Genomic DNA, 17,921 nt, shown 5'->3' with positions numbered 1-17,921 from the left:
CATTCGCTATGTGGTGAATAGACGTCCGCTCCGCCTCGAGGTAAATTAGAGCGTTTACGCGGCCATTCACAAACCCGATCGCTTCGGCAAACCGCCACTCCGAAGGGCGTCCGCACTGAGAAAGAGTGCCCATCGCAACCATTTGGAGGAAACACGGACATGAACATGGATGCGCTTGTTGCACTGTGCAAACGGAGGGGGTTTCTTTTCCAATCGAGTGAAATCTATGGCGGGATTAACGGTTTCTGGGACTACGGTCCGCTGGGGGTGGAGCTCAAACGCAATATTCGCGAAGCGTGGTGGTACGACAACGTGACCTCTCACAACGAACTTGTCGTGCCGCCGGGTGCGCCGTCCGCGTTTCAAATGGTGGGCATCGACTCGACCATTATCATGCATCCCCAGGTGTGGAAATGCTCCGGGCATTACGACCTCTTTCACGATTACATGGTTGACTGCCGGGAGACAAAAAAACGGTATCGCTATGATCAGGTTCAGGGAAGATGGGTAGAATACAACGGCCAGCGAATTTTTGTGACTACCGAAGCCGTGGGCGACGAGGCCCTGGCCGACGTGGAGCACAAAGCCCTGCGTTTTTTCAATCTTCGGAGCAAGGAAGCCGATCGTCTGGTGTGGCATTCGCCGCTGGTGTCGCTTACCACAGTAGAAGACTTTTCGCAGGTGCTCGCCCCGGATGCCAAAACCCTGGGCACACTCACGCCTCCCCGGGAGTTTAACCTGATGTTTAAAACCTATGTCGGCGCCTTAAGCGGGGAGGAAAACGTGGCTTTTCTTCGGCCCGAGACAGCTCAAGGCATTTTTGTGAATTTCAAAAACGTACTTGACAGCACCCGGGTAAAGATTCCCTTTGGAATCGCCCAAGTGGGCAAGAGTTTCCGAAACGAAATCACGCCGCGGTATTTCACGTTCCGCTCGCGAGAATTCGAACAGATGGAAATCGAGTTTTTCTGCCGGCCCGAAACATCTCGGGCCTGGTACGAGTACTGGCGGCAGCGCCGATTCAACTGGTACATCAGTTTGGGCCTTGCCAGCGAGCGGTTGCGTCTGCGGGATCACTCACCAGACGAGCTGAGTCATTACTCCTGCGGCACAGCGGATGTGGAATATGCTTTTCCGTTCCTTGCTCCGGGGGATTTCGGAGAATTGGAGGGAATCGCCCACCGCGGTGACTTTGATTTGCGGAGTCACATGGAAGGAAAACTCATCCGAAAAGGAAATGAGCTGGTGGTCGAACTAGGACCAGATGGTCAGCCAAAATACCGGGGCAGCGGGAAAGACCTTACTTATTTTGATGAGGAAACTCGGGAAAGGTTTATTCCGCACGTGATCGAACCCTCGGCTGGGGCAGACCGGGCAGCCTTGGCGTTTCTGTGCGAGGCATATGCCGAGGACATGGTACCCGATGAAAAGGGAGTCCCCACAAAACGGGTGGTGTTGCGACTCCACCCCAGGTTGGCTCCCATCAAGGTTGCAGTATTTCCTCTCGTAAAGAAAGACGGCATGCCGGAAATTGCCCAGCGAATTTACGCGGATCTGAAACCGCATTTTAACTGCTTTTATGACGAAAAAGGGGCTGTGGGGAGACGCTATCGGCGCCAGGACGAGATCGGCACGCCCTACTGCATCACTGTGGACAGCCAAACTCTCCAGGACGATACCGTAACTGTGAGGGATCGCGATTCCCTCCGGCAGTGGAGAATTAAGGCAGATGACTGCGTGGAGGTCATTCGCGGGCTCATTCGGGGTACGTATGTGGTTCCTGAATGACGCTATTGCCAAGGGATCCCTCCGAGTGGGAAATGGTGATTTCTGAACTTGGAACGGAACCGGTACCTGCCGGTTGGACGCCCGCGGTTAATGACCATTCTTTGCGATAAGCCGTGGCCCCCGGGCTGCTGGTTCTCTGCGATTGGTCACCTTTTGGAGTTGCATTTTCGGTCACTGTAGGCTCGGCGGTCTTTTCAAGGGCCTCCCTTGAGCGTCTCGTTTTTTGAGACTCTCGGCTTTCGTGCACTCGTGCCGTCTCGCGCTATTACTCTCTGGAGGGAAATGACAGGTGGATTTGTTTTCCGTCTTGCTGGCTTTTGAAAAAGGTATCTCATGCGGAACCCCGTCCCGATCGGTTTCCTCTTGGCTGCCTTGACAGTTACGGCGACGTTTGCCGCCATTCCTCCCGAACCGGTTGAGCCGTTCGACAGCAACCAGGAGTTCAGCGTCCGCAATCGGATTGACGAACTCTTGGCGGCGAGGTGGAAGGAGCAGGGCATCACTCCCGCACTCATCTGTTCGGACGCAGTCTTTCTCAGACGGGTTTATCTCGATCTGATTGGCACATTGCCCACGGAAAGCGAGGCGAGGAAGTTTCTCGAAGATCGCGATCCGCGAAAGAGGGAACGGCTGATTGACGAGTTGCTCAATCGGCCGGAGTACGCCGATTACTGGACCATGCGATGGGGAGACGTTCTCCGAATCAAGGCAGAATTCCCCATTAACCTGTGGCCTAACGCCGTGCAAGCGTATAACAGGTGGCTGTATTCTTCTCTGGCGAGAAATAAGCCTTACGACCAGTTTGTGCGGGAACTTCTCACGTCGAGCGGCAGCAACTTTCGGGTGGGGCCTGTGAATTTTTATCGCGCCACGCAAGATCGAAGTCCCAAAGGCATTGCCCAGGTTGTTGCACTCACTTTCATGGGCGTTCGGACAGATCAATGGCCGCGGGAAAAACTTGAAGGCATGGCGGCCTTTTTCTCGCAGATCAGTTTTAAGCCGACAATGGAATGGAAAGAGGAGATCGTGAGCTGGGATCCTTACGCTGGCAGCGCCGCAACACAGCAGGCTCCGCCCAGGGAAGCGATGTTTCCTGACGGGGTCAAAATTCAATTGCCGGCCGATCGTGATCCCCGCCAGGTGTTCGCGGACTGGTTGATCTCGCCAAAGAATCCGTGGTTCGCTAAGAACGCGGTTAATCGAATTTGGTACTGGCTGTTCGGCCGGGGGATCATCCACGAGCCGGATGATATCCGAGACGACAATCCTGCCGTGGCTCCCGAGGTTCTTTCTTATCTGGAGTCGGAGCTGGTTCGTTCCGGCTGGGACCTCAAACACATCTATCGTCTTATCTGCAATTCCGCCACGTATCAATTGTCGTGTATCTCCAGAAGCCAGAACCCTCAAGCAAGCATTTACTTTGCCTACTATCCGATGCGCCGTCTTGACGCCGAGGTGCTCATCGACGCTATTTGCCAAATTACGGGGACCAGCGAAGAGTACTGGAGTATGGTGCCCGAGCCTTACACCATCATTCCCCAGGGAGAACGAGCAATCCGTCTGGGGGATGCCAGCATTACAAGTGCTTTCCTGGAGCTTTTTGGACGACCACCGCGCGATGTGGGACTCGTGTCCGAACGAACGAACCGCATGACGGCATCGCAGCGGCTCCATCTTCTCAACTCCAGCCATATATTGCGAAAGATCGAGGAGGGGCCGGGGTTGGAGTGGGCCCGTACCTCTTACGCAAATCCTCGGCAAACGGTTACCCGACTCTACCTCACGATTCTCTCTCGGTATCCGACCGAGAAAGAGTGGCAAATTCTTAAACAAACCACCGCAAAGTCTTCGCGGCTTTCACGGGAAATGGTCGTCGATCTTATTTGGGCCTTGATGAATAGTACGGAGTTTCTCTACCGCCACTGAAATGGAGGGAGGTTCGCTCATGAGCGATGTCGCCAATACCCATGTGGTTCTCAATGCGGAAGGGCCTCAACTTTCGACCCGATTGAGTCGGCGTGCTGCGCTCAAGCGGGGAATCTTCGGCGCGCTGGCCCTCTACCTCGGCCGCTCGGGAGTTCTCCCCCGTCATGCTTGGGCCTTTGATCCGACTCTTCCGGCCACCAAACCTGCAAAGGCAAAAGCCGTGATCCAAATTTGGATGTGGGGCGGTCCGCCACACTTGGACACGTTCGACCCAAAACCCGAGGCGGGCAGCGATTACTGCGGACCATTCACAAGCCCCATCGCAACGAACGTCAGTGGCATTCGGATCAACGAACTGCTCACGGAACTGGCAAAAATCGCGGATAAGTACAGTCTCATCCGCAGCATGACGCACGGCGTCAACGCCCATGAAACGGCTTCCTACCTGGTGCAAACAGGACGCATGCCGGGAGACCGGATCGTCTATCCCGCCGTGGGGGCAGTAGTGGCCTACTTCAAGGGACAACCACCAGAATACGAGGGTTTGATTCCTCCGTATATCGTGCTGACCGAACCGCAAGGGCGGTTCTCTGAGGCGGGATTTTTGGGCCCACGCTTTAAACCGTTCGCCACGGGCGGCGATCCAGCCCGAACCCCGTTCACCGTGGAAGGGATTGTAACACCCGGAGTGACTGTGGCCCGGCAAAAAAGTCGCCGGGAACTCTTGCAAAACTTGGATCTTCTGCGCCAGGTTATGGGGGATGATCCCCAAATTCAAGAAATCAAACAGGCCGAGGAACAGGCCTACGACCTGATTCTGGGCACCAGCGGTAAGGCCTTTGATCCGAGCGAGGAACCGCAGGAAGTGCGGGAGAAATATGGGACGACCACCTTCGGTCAATCCTGTTTGGTGGCTCGGCGGATGGTGGAACGCGGTGTCCGTTACATCACAATCAACTACAAAGGCTGGGACACCCATAAAGAGAACTTCGTGGTCATGCGGCGTAAGCTGCCCGAATTCGATCGCGGACTGGCCTCCCTGATTCAGGACCTGGCCGATCGCGGCCTGCTTGACTCGACGATCGTCTGGTGCTGCGGAGAGTTCGGCCGGACTCCAAAGATCGCATGGGAAGCTCCGTGGAACGGCGGTCGGCACCACTATGGCCCGGCGTTCTCTGCTCTTGTGGCGGGCGGTGGGTTCAAGGGTGGCCATGTGGTGGGGGCAACAGACAGGACGGGCTCCGAAGTCAAAGACCGACCTGTGCATCCAACCGACCTGATCGCCAGCATGTATGAGCTTTTGGGAATTGATCCTGGGACCACCATCCGCCATCCGCAGGGATACATGGTCCGACTGATCCCCGAGCCGGAAAACGGGGCCACATCAGGCGGCCTGTTGAGAGAAATTATGTAACCCCAGGTCTGGGTCCTCCATTCGGGGCGTTAAGCAACGGCGCTGATCAAGAAGATCAGCGTTCGGATTGAGGCTTGCATGTTTTATTTCCCTCAGCGGGAGTCAGCCTTATGAAGTGCGTGAAGGCTTATTTCAAACCGACACCGCGCGGGTTGTTTCGGTTATTCCGCCGAGAATCCGTGTCCACAGCGTATAGAATCACCGGCGTCCTTACAGTAATCGCGGGTCTGTTCTGGTCCACGACGGCTTGGGCGCAGCAGATGAGAACGCGACGAGAGCCGCACATTGGGTATGCCTATCCCGCAGGCGCGCAATTGGGGACCAGCGTGCAAATCGTTGTAGGCGGCCAGTATTTAGATGGCGTGACGGATGTGTTGATCGCACCGCTGTCGCCGGAAATCTCAGGCACAGAACTTCCCAAAGGGACGTTCGTGAGACTGACCAAACCGCTCACAAACAAACAGGCCAACGATCTCGCTCAAAAATTGCGGGAGATTCAGGACAAGGTTCGGCGCGAGTTGCGACAGCGGCGTGCCGGTTTCAACGTGGTGGCTTATCGCCAGCTTCTCGTCAAGTTCGCGGCAGAAGAAGGCATCACAGAGGAAATGTTGAAGGCCCTGGAGGAATTCCGAAAGTATCGGACCGACCCCAAGCGGCAGTTCAACCCGCAGATTGCGGAACGCGCAACAGTGCAGGTATCGCTGTCCCCGAACGTCCAGCCCGGTTGGTACATGCTCCGCTTAAAAACGGTGAACGGCATTTCAGATCCCGTGCGGTTCCACGTCACTTCGTGGAAGGAAATTCTGGAAAGTGAACCAAACGACAAGGAATCGCCCACCGTCGTTAATGAAGAATTCCCCGTGGTGCTTAATGGTCAAATTCAACCGGGAGATGTGGACTACTTTCGCATCCATGCCAAAAAGGGGCAACATCTGGTGGTGGCAGTTCTCGCCCGGGAACTGATTCCCTACCTTGCAGACGCGGTTCCCGGGTGGTTTCAGGCTACGTTACGAATTCTGGATTCTTCAGGACGCGAAATGGCCTATGTCGACGACTTCTGGTTCCATCCCGATCCCGTGCTGGCGTTTGATGTGCCGTCTGACGGCGATTATGTCATCGAGATAAAGGACGCCGTCTACCGAGGGCGGGACGACTTTGTCTATCGCATCGTGGTAGGAGAAGTTCCCTACGTAACCGGCGTCTTCCCCGTTGGTGGGCGAGTCGGAGAGAATGCCACGCTCCAGCTCATGGGCTGGAACCTGCCCGAGAAACAGATTTTCTTGCGGGGACTTAAAGGCCAACCGGGCATCCGGTCACTTGAGCTTCCCGCCTGGGCCCGTTGGGCTCACCCGGTTCAATTCGCACTCTCCGAGTGGCCAGAAGCAATGGAGCATGAACCCAATGACACTCCCGAATCTGCGGAAAAGATCTCTATCGGCACGGTGATTAATGCGCGGATAGATCGGCCCGGTGACCAGGATGTATTCCGATTCACCGGCACCAAGGGCCAAAAATTGGTCGCGGAGGTGATTGGACGCCGCGTCTTTTCGCCAGTTGATTCTCTTCTTCGCATCCTCGATGAGCAGGGCAACGTGGTAGGTGTCAACGATGATTTTGAAGACAAGAGCGTGGGTCTCCTGACACACCACGCCGACTCTTATTTGGAAGTGACACTTCCCCGTGATGGTGCTTACTTTGTCGAGGTCACCGATATGCAGCATCAGGGCGGTGAGGCGTTCGTCTATCGCCTTCGGCTCAGCCTACCACGGCCGGATTTTGAACTCCGTGTGGTTCCCTCAGTTATCAATACCTCTCCGGGAACGGTGGTACCGGTGGACGTGTATGCCGTGCGTCGTGACGGGTTTGATCAGGGCATTGAGCTTTTGATCACAAAAGGTCCGGAAGGGACTCGTCTCAGTGGAGGATGGATCCCACCGGGCACCGACCACGTTGTCGTCACGTTAACCGTGCCACGGAACGCGGATTCGGGATTGGTGGAAATCGAGCTGGCGGGTAAAGCCACGGCTAACGGACAGGAAATTGTGCGAAAAGCCGTGCCGGCCGACGATATGATGCAGGCCTTTTATTACCATCACCTGGTTCCTGCCGAGAGATTTGCCCTCAATCTGAGCGGCCGTGCACGCTATCCTGTGCCGTGGACCTTCGGGGCCAGCGAAGCAGTGCGAATACCAGCAGGCGGGGAAGCGGAGTTCCGACTTCCCCTTGGCAGTGCCTGGTTCCCGGAAAATACGACACTTCAGCTAACTTCTGCTCCCGAGGGAATCACTTTGGCGAAGGTCGATCGCAGACAATCGGGATACGTGCTCGTTTTTCAAGCCGACAAGGAGAAAATCAAACCGGGCACGCGGGGCAATTTGATATTGGGAATGTTCGTGGAAAACAGGCCTCGCACCGCTGGTTCGACTGCTCTACGCACTCAGCGATTCTTCGCCGGATGCTTGCCAGCTCTTCCATTCGAAGTGGTATCGGAGTAGGATAGGACGCGTCCTTTCTCCGGCAGCAGTCGAGCATTTTCGAAATCCATTATTCTGCGCTACAGAAACACGAGGGCGATGATGCGTGGATTATCGGCGACGATTCGGTGCTGCAACAAAAGAAAGCACCTCGCTTTGGGTTTGGCACTCGCACTTTGCTGGGGTTGGATGCCGCAGGGCGGACAAACCCACGCCGAAGAATCACGGAAGGCCAACCCGCCTCACATCGTGCTGATCCTGGCGGACGACCTCGGCTATGGGGACCTCTCCTGTCTCAACCCGGAATCAAAAATTGCCACGCCCCGGATTGATCAATTAGCCCGGGAGGGCATGATCTTTACCGACGCCCATACGCCATCCTCCGTGTGCACTCCCACACGTTATGGATTACTCACCGGGAGATATGCCTGGAGAACCCGCCTTCAGCGTGGGGTCTTGCTTGGGTTTGACCGCCCCCTCATCGAACCGAACCGAATGACTCTGGCTTCGTTGCTTCGATCCCACGGTTACCGAACGGCGTGCGTCGGAAAATGGCATCTTGGTCTGGGATGGCAATCTCCGACCGGCCAACCCGTCACGGACTCTGACGGCACAACGAATGACCCCGGCGTTGACTATTCGAAACCTCTCACCGAAGGGCCTCTTACAGTGGGATTCGACTACTTTTTTGGCATCGCCGCCTCTCTGGATATGGCACCCTACTGCTACATCGAGAATGATCACGTGACCCAGCCGCCCACCGAAGACACCAAGGGAAGGGACTTTCCCTTCAACTGGCGACCCGGGAAAAAGGCCCAAGATTTCGCCCACGAGGAGGTGCTCCCAACGCTGACTGAAAAGGCCATAGCTTGGCTGCGGAGTTGCCGCCGCGAGTCTCCCGACCAGCCAGTTTTCCTGTATTTCGCCCTCACAGCACCTCACACACCCGTCCTCCCGCTTTCCCAATATCATGGGAAGAGCAGGGCAGGGGAATACGGGGACTTCGTCGTGCAGGTGGATGACTGCGTTGGCAAGGTTCTCGATGCCCTCGATGATCTTGGGATGCGCCAGAATACCCTCGTCATCGTAACAAGTGACAACGGGTCCACGATGACGATCCGCCCCTTTTTCCAGAAATTCAATCATGCCACGAACTATCACTTCCGGGGCCAAAAGTCGGACATCTGGGAAGGGGGGCACCGCGTGCCGTTCATCGTCCGCTGGCCAGGGCATGTCCCACCGGGAAGTCAGTGTTCCAGAACGATCTGTTTGACGGATTGCCTGGCCACCTTCGCGGAGTTAATGGGCACATCCCTGCCGGAGAATGCCGGCGAAGATAGCGTGAGCTTCCTCAATCTGTTAACAAATCCTGAGGCATCCTGGGAACGCCCGCCCGTGGTCATGCACTCCGTTGATGGCCACTTTGCGATACGCGAGGGTGATTGGAAGCTCCTCCTTTGTCGAGGTTCGGGAGGCTGGTCATTGCCGGAAAACAAGGTGCCCGAGAGTGCTCCCCCCGCCCAACTGTACAACCTCCGCGAAGATATCGGGGAAAAGAATAACCTTTTCCACCACTATCCGAACATCGTAGCTCGCTTGAGCAAACTCCTGGAAAACATCCGCGAGAGTGGTCACTCTCGATAGCGGTGACGTTACAAGCGCCCGCATTGAGCGGCAGCGTTTACCACCATGACGCGAGCATTCTAACCCGCCGGAGGGCGTGACGGGCGTGCTTAGACTTTCTTCGAAAGTTCGCCTAACTTGCGTCGTAGAAATCGCGCCCGTTCGATATTCCTGTCGGCGCTGTCGAGCTCGCTACCCGCCAGTTTCTGTAAGTGAGCTGGTTGGGTGAACAGGAAAAGTTCATTGAGAAGTTGGATTGGAATCTCCTGAATGAGTCCCAGATGGATTCCCATGCGGACGCTCGACAGCAGGTGAAGCGTTTCCTCGGCGGAAATTGTTTGGGCAGTCTTGAGAATTCCATAGGCACGACTCACACGGTCATGGAGATTTTCGTGCCCTTCGGCAAGGAGGAACTCCCGGGCTTTTCTTTCTGCGGCAACCACGGCCGGTACGACCTGGGCCATCTTATTGATGAGTTCTTCCTCACTCCTTCCCAGCGTGACTTGGTTGCTGACCTGGTAAAAATCTCCCATCGCCTGGGAGCCTTCTCCATAGAGTCCCCGCACGACCAACTCTAACTTCTCGAGGCTGCGCAGGGTCTGGTCCATCTGGCGGGTGATCACGGAGGCGGGAAGGTGCAGCATCACGCTGACCCGCATGCCCGTCCCCACATTGGTAGGACATGCCGTCAGGAAGCCCCATTCTTCGTCGAACGCAAACACGAGATGCTGGTCGAGATAATCATCCCATTGCTTGATCAACTCCCAAGTGGCCTGAAGTTGAAAACCGCTTTGCACAGCCTGGATCCGCAGATGATCCTCCTCGTTGATCATGATGCTGAAGCGCTCTGCCCGATCGATAAAAACTCCACGCGGTCCCTGTCCCTCGGCCAGTTCCCGGCTGATCAACTGTCGCTCCACCAAAAAATGGCGATCCAAATCCGACAGTGCGTCCACGTCCACGTAAAATACTTGCTCGCGAAAAGGGCTGTTGTTGACAACTTCCTTCACGCGATCCAGGATCTGACGCCGATCCGCTTCAGTGGCGATGCTCGTAAATGGAAAATCTGCGAGGTTTCTTGCCAGTCGAATTCGCGTAGAGATGACAATATCGTTTTCCGGCCCCTCACCGCGGAGCCATTCTCCACAACCATGCATCAGGTCATCGAGTGTTGAGATCATAGATTGCTATTCTTTCACAAAACTAACTTTTCGCACCAGCAAGCCAATCTCCCCGCTTCCTTCCGTGCTCGTCGCCCCCACGCTTGTGGTTCACACTGAAAGCGGCCAAACTCGGGTACTGCGGTAGGCCTACGGTCAACGCCTCCTTCAGCCAACGGCTGAGCACCACACATGTTTTCGAGATTCTAAACAGCCTCCGACTCAATGCGACGGATTTCGTCGCGGATCTGAGATGCTCGCTCGTATTCTTCGGCTTCCACAGCCTCACGCATCTCGCGCCGCAGGCGAATCAGTTCCGTGCGCCGCGCGGCAAGCTCGGGAGGTTTGGATGAGCGCTTCCCTTTATGCCGCGTCTCCCCATGAATATTAGCCAGAAGGAACTCTAGCTGTTCGCGGAAGGCCTTGTAATCGTACGGACAGCCCAGCCGTCCCTGACTCCGGAACTTGTAGAAACTGATCCCGCAGCAGGGACAGGTTTGTTGATCGGCCCGCTTCATCTCCTCGGCCGCCTGTCCCACCGCCATATGTTTGGCATAGTGCTGAGCCACCTGCTCCGCCACTTGGGTCATTTCGACAGTGGCCTTGCTTCCCCCCGACAAATATTCGTGCGCGTGCTGCTCGCACAAGTGCACCTCTACCGGGGTTGGCCCCGTCAACTCCGTGATATGGTAGGTCGCCGGTCGATCGCAGCGTTGGCACTTCATACAGACAATCCTCTTTGGAAGATTACAGAACGGGACACCCGCGATGTCTGTTTCGCATCCCGGGTACCTCGCACGTCGAACTCTTCATCGCGGGTCTTCAGCCCGCCTCTCTCACACGAGGATAGGCAAGTTATACTCAGCCCGAGCGATTCAACTGGATTCTAACACCCTTGGCCACCGTGTCAACATTGCTTGATTTATCCCCTTGCTGTCCCCATTTTGCCGCACGGCATTTCTCTTTCCTCACCCCCAGTCCACGTCAACCCACTCGGATATCGTTTCTGGCCGCGAGGCGGGCCGACCTTCACCAGGGCCGCGCTCGCAGAATCTGCGTAGCATTCCCAGGAGGGGAACCCGGAACCCACGGGACAATTCCAAGCCGCCTTGGCAAAACCGTCACTTTTTGATAAAGAACAACATTCCAGAAAGTGGCCTGATATTGTTGCGCGCATCATGGCTGTTTTTACTCGCTATGTTACCACCGAGCTACTCAAAATCTTCGGGGCCGCCCTGACGGTCCTAACGCTGCTGCTTGCGCTGGGGATTGGCGCTCGGGAGGGCATCAGCCGTGGCCTGCCCCCTATCTTAATTGTTCGCATGTTGCCCTATCTGATGCCCGAAATTCTCGGAATCACCATCCCGATTGCCGTGCTCCTCTCTGTCAGTCAGGTTCTGGGCCGCATGTCGGGAGCCAACGAGATCGTCGCTCTCCGTGCCCTGGGGCTGTCTCCGATCCACGCCGTTCGGCCTACCATTGTGTTCGCGTTTTTTGTCAGTTTGTTTACCGTTTGGATGTACGATGTTGCGGCCACGTGGGGGCGGCCCGGAGCCCGCCGGGTGGTCGTGGAGTCGGTTGAACAGATTGCCTACAGCATGCTGCGGACGCGACGGAGTTACACATCTCCGAAGTTCTCCATCGTCGTGAAGGATGTGCAGGGGAAAACCTTGATCAATCCTCTCATCACGATCCAGACCCAGCCTGATATGCCGGCCATCGTGCTCTCCGCTGAGGAAGCCGAACTGACAACGGACCGCCAGGCGGGCGGCCTTATCATCACGTGTCGCAAACCGGAGGCCAGGATTGAAAATTCCGCGGTGGTGCGGGCGTCTGATATTTATTCCCAGCTCATTCCCTTCGATAAACCGATCGAACCACTCCATCGGGACTGGCTTGCCACGTGGCAGATCCCGGAGGCAGTGAAAACACTGGAAAAGGACGCCCACCAGCTTGAGATGCTCATCCGCCATGCCGAAGCCACGGACGAGCAGAAAAGGACCTGGCAGTATCAACTGGAACAACTGAAAATCCAATGCCGCAAGCTCAAGACAGAGCCCTACCGTCGGTGGGCCAACGGATTCAGCAGCCTGTGTTTCGTGCTCCTCGGTTGCCCCCTTGCTATGTACTGCCGCAGTGAAAATTTCCTCGCGATATTCTTTTTGTCGTTCTTGCCCATTGTGATCGTTTACTACCCGTTGCTCATGCTCGCCAATGGCCTGACATCTTCCGGAGCCATTCCGCCTCCCGGGTTCTGGCTTGCCAATCTCGGAATAGCCATTCCCGGAAGTGTGCTCTTGTACCTCTACTGTGAAACCTGACGAGGTCTCCCCTGGTGCCCTATTAAACCGCTGGTAACCCTCAACGTTCCTTCACGGCTCATTCATGTCGTTTTTTGAATCCGGTCCCATGGCAATTGCAAATGCCGTGGCATGGCTCCGGCAGTGCGAAATCGAAATCCAAACCTCCTTCACACCCAGTTTGTCTGCTACCTCCTTGGCACCGTCCCGGAGTATCACCTCCGGCCGCCCACCGGGCCGATTGAGAATCTCAACATCCAGCCAACTGATCCCTTTCACCCAACCAGTTCCCAGCGCCTTCAAAACGGCCTCTTTGGCTGCCCACCTTCCCGTGAAATGCTGCACAGACTGCCGGCGACTCTGACAATAGGCGATCTCCGCCGGTGTGTACACCCGCTGCAAAAACACCTCCCCATGCCTTTCAATCATGCGGGCAATCCGGAGGCATTCGGTGATGTCTGTGCCAACCCCGAGTACCCTCATCGTCGGCGATTATCGAACTCCATACGGCCAGAAATGGCCGCTACTCTGAGCAGCTGCAAGTCTTGCTGGTGTCCTGACGATGCAAGTCAATCAATGCCGATAAATCTTAGCGGTATCCTGTTTCCTCAGAATGAGCCAAGTCGTCACCGGCCATTCATCGAAACCAAAACTCAAAAAATCGAAAAAAATCGGTCCTGCCGCAATTGCGCCCCTTTGGGGACTCACCGCGGCTGGTGCAAAAGCCTGTGCATCCTCCGGTCACACAATATCATGCATACTTGATCCCACAAGCTGCCTGCGCACGCGCCAGAACCTCCGCCGCCTTTTTGCGCGCCATCGCCGCCCCATCTCCCAGGACTTCTCGAACAAACTGCGGCTTCGCTTCCAATTCTTTGCGGTACTCGCGAGCCTCTGCAAAGTATTTCTCGGCGGCATCGGCCAGGGCCTGCTTGACCTCTCCGTAACCGAATCCGCCTGCGCGATAGCGCGCCGCCATCGCTTCTCGCTCTTTTTCTCCCACAAATAGGGAATACAACTGGAAGAGGTGATCTGTCTCCGGATCTTTCGGTTCGTGGATGGGACGCGAATCCGTGACGATTCGCATGATGGTTTTGCGCACCACCTTGGGATCATCAAAAATACCGATCGTGTTGTTGTAGCTTTTGGACATTTTTTCGCCGTCCGTCCCCGGCACGCGGGCCGCCTTTTCCATGATTTTGGCGCGAGGCATCACGAAGACTTCGCCATAAAGATGATTGAAGCTTCCCGCAATGTCCCGACACACCTCAATGTGCTGAATCTGGTCCTCGCCGACCGGAACGGTGTCCGCATCGTAGGCGAGGATGTCGGCAGCCATCAACACCGGGTAGGTAAACAGACCGGCATCGGCCGGTAGCCCCTTGGCTTTTTTGTCCTTGTACGCGTGACACCGCTCCAGAAGTCCCATCGGGGTGCAGGTCATCAGTAGCCAGCAGAGCTGGGTCACTTCCGGCACGTCGGACTGGACGAAGAGCGTGGCCCGATCTGGATTGATCCCCAAAGCCAGAAGGTCGATCGCGGCATCAATGGTGTTCCGTCGCAGAACCTCAGGATCGCGCACGGTCGTCAGCGCATGGAGATTGGCAATGAAATAGTACGAGGCATCTGCCTGGTCCTGCAGCTCAACATATTGCTTGATGGCACCAAAATAATTCCCCCAATGAAATCGGCCAGTGGGTTGAATGCCAGAAACGACGATCATATCTCTCGACCCATCTTTCTCCGTGTGTATCAATCCATTCGCAGTGATGAAACTGCCTGTGTTTCCCGAGCGACCTTAAAAACACTCCCCCTCTTCATCATTTTCCCTGTCAGCAGTTTCAATAAAAAGCCCGGAGCCCACCTCAGGAAAAGCCCTGAACAATCTCAGCACAGAAACAGTCGCTAACACTGAATTTCACAGGAGATCCTCGGGCTACCAAAGCTGCCCACGACCTCCCGCAACGAACGTGCCCCCAGTTCCATGAGCGCCCCAGGGAGACCGTCGAGAATTTCCCAAGCCGCGGTTGGACGATAAAACGAAGCCGTTCCCACCTGAATCGCGCTGGCACCGACCACGAAAAACTCCATCGCATCGTCCACTGTCGTGATTCCCCCCGCCGCCACCACGGGGATGCTCACCGCCTGGGCGACCTGGTAGACAATCCGCAAGGCCACCGGTTTGATCGCCGGCCCACTGAGACCGCCAAACACTTGCCCCAGCCTCGACCTTCGGCGACGCCAGTCCACCGACATTCCCAGCAGCGTGTTGACCGCCGTGATGGCCGAGGCTCCCGCGCTTTCAGCCGCTCTGGCTACCGCCGCCACATCAGTCACATTGGGGGTCAGTTTGGCAAGGATTGGCCCGTCGTAAACTCGTCGGACGGCCGCCACCACCGCGGCACAGCGGGCCGGATCGGTCGCAAAATCAATTCCTCCCGCCACATTGGGGCAGGAGAGGTTCAGCTCAATCGCCTTAACCCCTTCCAATTCACCAATAGCCTGGGCAAGCTCCACGAATTCTCCGTCGGCTTTTCCCGCGATGCTCACGATCACCGGACATTTAAGGGAGGATAATCTGCCCCACAGACGGGTGCGAAACCCCTCGAGTCCCTCGTTGTCGAGACCAATGGAGTTCAAAAGCCCAGCCGCCGTCTCCACGGTCCGGGGTGGAATGTTCCCTATTCTTGGGGACAGAGTCACCGTCTTCGGGATGATAGCGCCTAATCGGTTCAGGTCAGCGAACGCGTAACAATCAACGGCGTTCCCGAAGGTGCCCGAGGCCAGCATCACAGGATTCTTCAGCCTCAAGCCACCTATCTCGATACTGAGGTCCGGTTCCATCAATGTCACACTCAACCCAGGCGAAAATATGCGAGAAAAACACGGAGTCCGACGGCTTGCCGACAAGCCATCGGGACGTGCAGGCTGCGTCCGATTCTTTTCAATCTATTACACCGCGGACGAGCTAACAACGCGGGCTGGCTTTACTTCGGCGGTTTGCGACAATGCTCGCCTCGGCGGGAGATCGGCTTCTGTCAAAGGCCGGAACTGCGTTCCGATTTCGGCATCGCACTTAATTTCGAGTCGGTTTCTCGCACAGGCCTTCGTGATGCCGCTTGGACTCGATCGGAGCGCCGCCAAGGCGACGTCATGCGTGCGGGATTGGAAAAGCGAAAAAGCGATAGGACCAACTTCATCGCCGGTCCTATCGCTTATGCTGACTCCCGCGCGGTGCAGGGCGCGCCATCAATAAAACTACACCATCGTGGTTCTGTTCCCGAAACGTCAACCCGACGAACATCCGGAACTCCGGCCGGCTGTAACGGCAGGGCCGGCCAGCCGTCAAAGCAACATTTGGTTACCGGCTTCCCCCGGCTCTGACGGCCCATCCTGGGCGGACCAGCAACCCACCAGCCGATCGGTTATCCGGCGGTTCGTATGGATCAACATCGGTTCAGATAATACCGCCGTGGGTACGGTACGGCGTCATATGGTCGGGATGGTCCAGCATCCACGCCCGTTCCCATTCATCCAGCAGCAACCGCAAGTCCTCAGACGTGTAGATCAACTGCTGGACTCTCCGGTCCGGGTCGGCCGAGTAGATCGGCACCACACACCCGACAGCCATCGTCAGCAAAAGACAGGAAATCACAGCGAGAACAAGCTTTTGCATAAGGCGCACTCCGTTGCACCAAAATCCAGATTTGGCCCTCTGAAGACCGTGGTCGCGGCTAATTTGTTTTCCCTTGCCTGCGGTGTTTGTTATCATTCAAAAATCAGATCCAACCCTCGCAACCCCCACTCAGCCCCATTTATCCATCCTGGTCATATTTCCATTGCTTCAAGCCCGTTTTTCCCAATAACTGCCCTCGGACTGGCCCCACTGCATCAGGCGGGCGTCCTGGGAACGCTTTCCTTAGTCGCGGATTTGAGCTTTTTCGACATCGCCTCCAGTCGTTTTCTCAACTCCTTGCCGGGTTTAAAGCGGACCACAAACTTCTCTGGGACCCGAATCTCCGTTTTTTTCTTCGGATTCATCGCTCGTCGCGATTTTCGCAGCTTAATCTTGAAAACCCCGAAGTTTCTCAGCTCAATTTTGTGTTCCGTCGTCAGGATATCGATGATGGCGTCAAATGTGCGCTGAACAACCTCTCGCGTCTGCGACTGGGGGAGTCCTAGTTCCTCCGCAATCTGTCGCACGATATCTCGCTTAGTCACAATTGGCTCCTCCGATTAGCTCCGGTCAAATCGCTTCCACGCCGTTTCGTGTTGCTACCAGCCAGTTGTAACATTAGGCCAGAGCGAAACTAGTGTCAAGCCCCCGATTTTCCCGAAGCTAACCTCAATCCGTCCTGGAGGCACGCCTTGGCGGTTCCAAGTGGACGCTGCCGGGCACTGTCTTAACCTCGATGGCGAGATACCAACGCATTTGAGTCGCACGTGGAGCTACTGCGTCGGGCATGGTTGCCGCTTCTCTGCTCAAAATCATTATCGGCGCAAACTTCGGAAAACTCTAACCAGATTGAAAATTCCCCGCGACTGCGATGGGGCAACGGGAAGCTGGATGGCTCGATCCCGCCGATGTCAGACGACACGCGATCACGACAAGAACGCGGTGGCGACAACTGCCAGCGCGGGTTGTAAATCTTCCCGAAAAAATAGTGGCAAAAATCCGAACCGATTGGGCCGTGTTCCAAAGCCCGCGCGAACCTCGCAAAGTGCCGCAATTAACTAATTTACACCAATCGACATAGCAAACCTGAGGCGTTAGATATCGATGAGGCTCGCCCACTGCTCAATCTCCTCCCGGGAGTAGAGCCTTCCCCGTCCGCAACCGGGGCAAGTGCGGCATACCTTCTCCCAATCTCGCTCGCTCCGTAATTGAGAGGGCCAAAAAGGGAATGACCGGCATTGCCGCGGACGGACTTCGTACACCAGACATCGTCGGCTGTAGAGGTCCAGAAAAACACAGTCTCCATTGGGACGCTCTACAAGACTCTTCTCTCCGCCGGGTAATTCGCGGACAAACAGGGCTTCAAACTCCTGCACTTCCATCTTCAACCGATCGGCAAGTACACGAATTTCTTCCTCCGTGACATACACATAGCCCGGCTGTCCCGAACAACAATACCCACATCCCGTACATTCAAATCGGAGCCCGGCCGCGTACCAGGGCTCGGGAGCAGTCCGGGGTTTGGAAGTCCGTCTGGCTTGCGTGCTGGTCTTTTTCATC

The 17,921-nt window shown here is 56.0% G+C and carries 14 protein-coding genes; 6 read left to right on the top strand and 8 right to left on the bottom strand.

Annotation, left to right across the window (positions count from 1 at the left end; genetic code table 11):
- The first annotated feature begins 165 nt into the window (after window positions 1–165).
- The 5 genes from THTE_RS07810 to THTE_RS07790 all read left to right on the top strand — a co-directional run bounded on the left by THTE_RS07810 (window position 166) and on the right by THTE_RS07790 (window position 9,246).
- The gene (locus THTE_RS07810; protein ID WP_095416820.1) at window positions 166–1,788 is read left to right on the top strand and encodes a glycine--tRNA ligase; all 1,623 of its coding nucleotides are present in this window, start codon (window positions 166–168) and stop codon (window positions 1,786–1,788) included.
- Window positions 1,789–2,121: 333 nt separating this feature from the next.
- Window positions 2,122–3,714, top strand: a complete 1,593-nt coding sequence (locus THTE_RS07805) for a DUF1549 and DUF1553 domain-containing protein (protein ID WP_095414903.1) — start codon at window positions 2,122–2,124, stop codon at window positions 3,712–3,714.
- Window positions 3,715–3,733: 19 nt separating this feature from the next.
- Window positions 3,734–5,128 (top strand): DUF1501 domain-containing protein, encoded by a 1,395-nt coding sequence (locus tag THTE_RS07800; RefSeq protein WP_095414902.1) that lies wholly within the window; start codon window positions 3,734–3,736, stop codon window positions 5,126–5,128.
- Between the two features lie 110 nt (window positions 5,129–5,238).
- Window positions 5,239–7,623 (top strand): PPC domain-containing protein, encoded by a 2,385-nt coding sequence (locus tag THTE_RS07795; protein ID WP_095414901.1) that lies wholly within the window; start codon window positions 5,239–5,241, stop codon window positions 7,621–7,623.
- A 78-nt stretch (window positions 7,624–7,701) separates the two neighbouring features.
- Window positions 7,702–9,246, top strand: a complete 1,545-nt coding sequence (locus tag THTE_RS07790; RefSeq protein ID WP_095414900.1) for a sulfatase family protein — start codon at window positions 7,702–7,704, stop codon at window positions 9,244–9,246.
- A gap of 89 nt (window positions 9,247–9,335) precedes the next feature.
- Here the strand turns inward: THTE_RS07790 and THTE_RS07785 are convergent, their stop codons facing one another.
- Complete coding sequence (locus tag THTE_RS07785; protein ID WP_095414899.1) at window positions 9,336–10,406, bottom strand: protein arginine kinase; 1,071 nt, start codon at window positions 10,404–10,406, stop codon at window positions 9,336–9,338.
- 185 nt (window positions 10,407–10,591) lie between these two features.
- Window positions 10,592–11,110 (bottom strand): UvrB/UvrC motif-containing protein, encoded by a 519-nt coding sequence (locus tag THTE_RS07780; RefSeq protein WP_095414898.1) that lies wholly within the window; start codon window positions 11,108–11,110, stop codon window positions 10,592–10,594.
- Between the two features lie 453 nt (window positions 11,111–11,563).
- Between THTE_RS07780 and THTE_RS07775 the strand changes: the two genes are divergently transcribed.
- Entirely contained in the window at window positions 11,564–12,706 is a 1,143-nt protein-coding gene (locus tag THTE_RS07775; protein WP_157731916.1) for an LptF/LptG family permease, read from the top strand.
- A gap of 51 nt (window positions 12,707–12,757) precedes the next feature.
- Here the strand turns inward: THTE_RS07775 and acpS are convergent, their stop codons facing one another.
- The 6 genes from acpS to THTE_RS07745 form a co-directional block, all read right to left on the bottom strand.
- On the bottom strand, window positions 12,758–13,168 hold the full coding sequence (gene acpS, locus THTE_RS07770) for a holo-ACP synthase (RefSeq protein WP_095414896.1): 411 nt from the start codon (window positions 13,166–13,168) through the stop codon (window positions 12,758–12,760).
- Between the two features lie 268 nt (window positions 13,169–13,436).
- Entirely contained in the window at window positions 13,437–14,408 is a 972-nt protein-coding gene (trpS, locus tag THTE_RS07765) for a tryptophan--tRNA ligase (protein ID WP_095414895.1), read from the bottom strand.
- Between the two features lie 182 nt (window positions 14,409–14,590).
- On the bottom strand, window positions 14,591–15,529 hold the full coding sequence (locus THTE_RS07760) for a dihydroorotate dehydrogenase (RefSeq protein ID WP_237260232.1): 939 nt from the start codon (window positions 15,527–15,529) through the stop codon (window positions 14,591–14,593).
- Between the two features lie 613 nt (window positions 15,530–16,142).
- Entirely contained in the window at window positions 16,143–16,361 is a 219-nt protein-coding gene (locus tag THTE_RS07755) for a hypothetical protein (protein ID WP_095414893.1), read from the bottom strand.
- A gap of 215 nt (window positions 16,362–16,576) precedes the next feature.
- On the bottom strand, window positions 16,577–16,906 hold the full coding sequence (locus THTE_RS07750; protein ID WP_095414892.1) for an HU family DNA-binding protein: 330 nt from the start codon (window positions 16,904–16,906) through the stop codon (window positions 16,577–16,579).
- Between the two features lie 549 nt (window positions 16,907–17,455).
- Window positions 17,456–17,920, bottom strand: coding sequence for a YkgJ family cysteine cluster protein (locus THTE_RS07745; RefSeq protein ID WP_095414891.1), 465 nt, complete (start codon window positions 17,918–17,920; stop codon window positions 17,456–17,458).
- Window position 17,921: the final 1 nt, after the last annotated feature.

It is taken from the genome of Thermogutta terrifontis, assembly GCF_002277955.1.
Taxonomy (GTDB): domain Bacteria; phylum Planctomycetota; class Planctomycetia; order Pirellulales; family Thermoguttaceae; genus Thermogutta; species Thermogutta terrifontis.
Note: the sequence above shows the minus strand (reverse complement) of the source record. Positions and strands in the feature narration are given on the sequence as shown.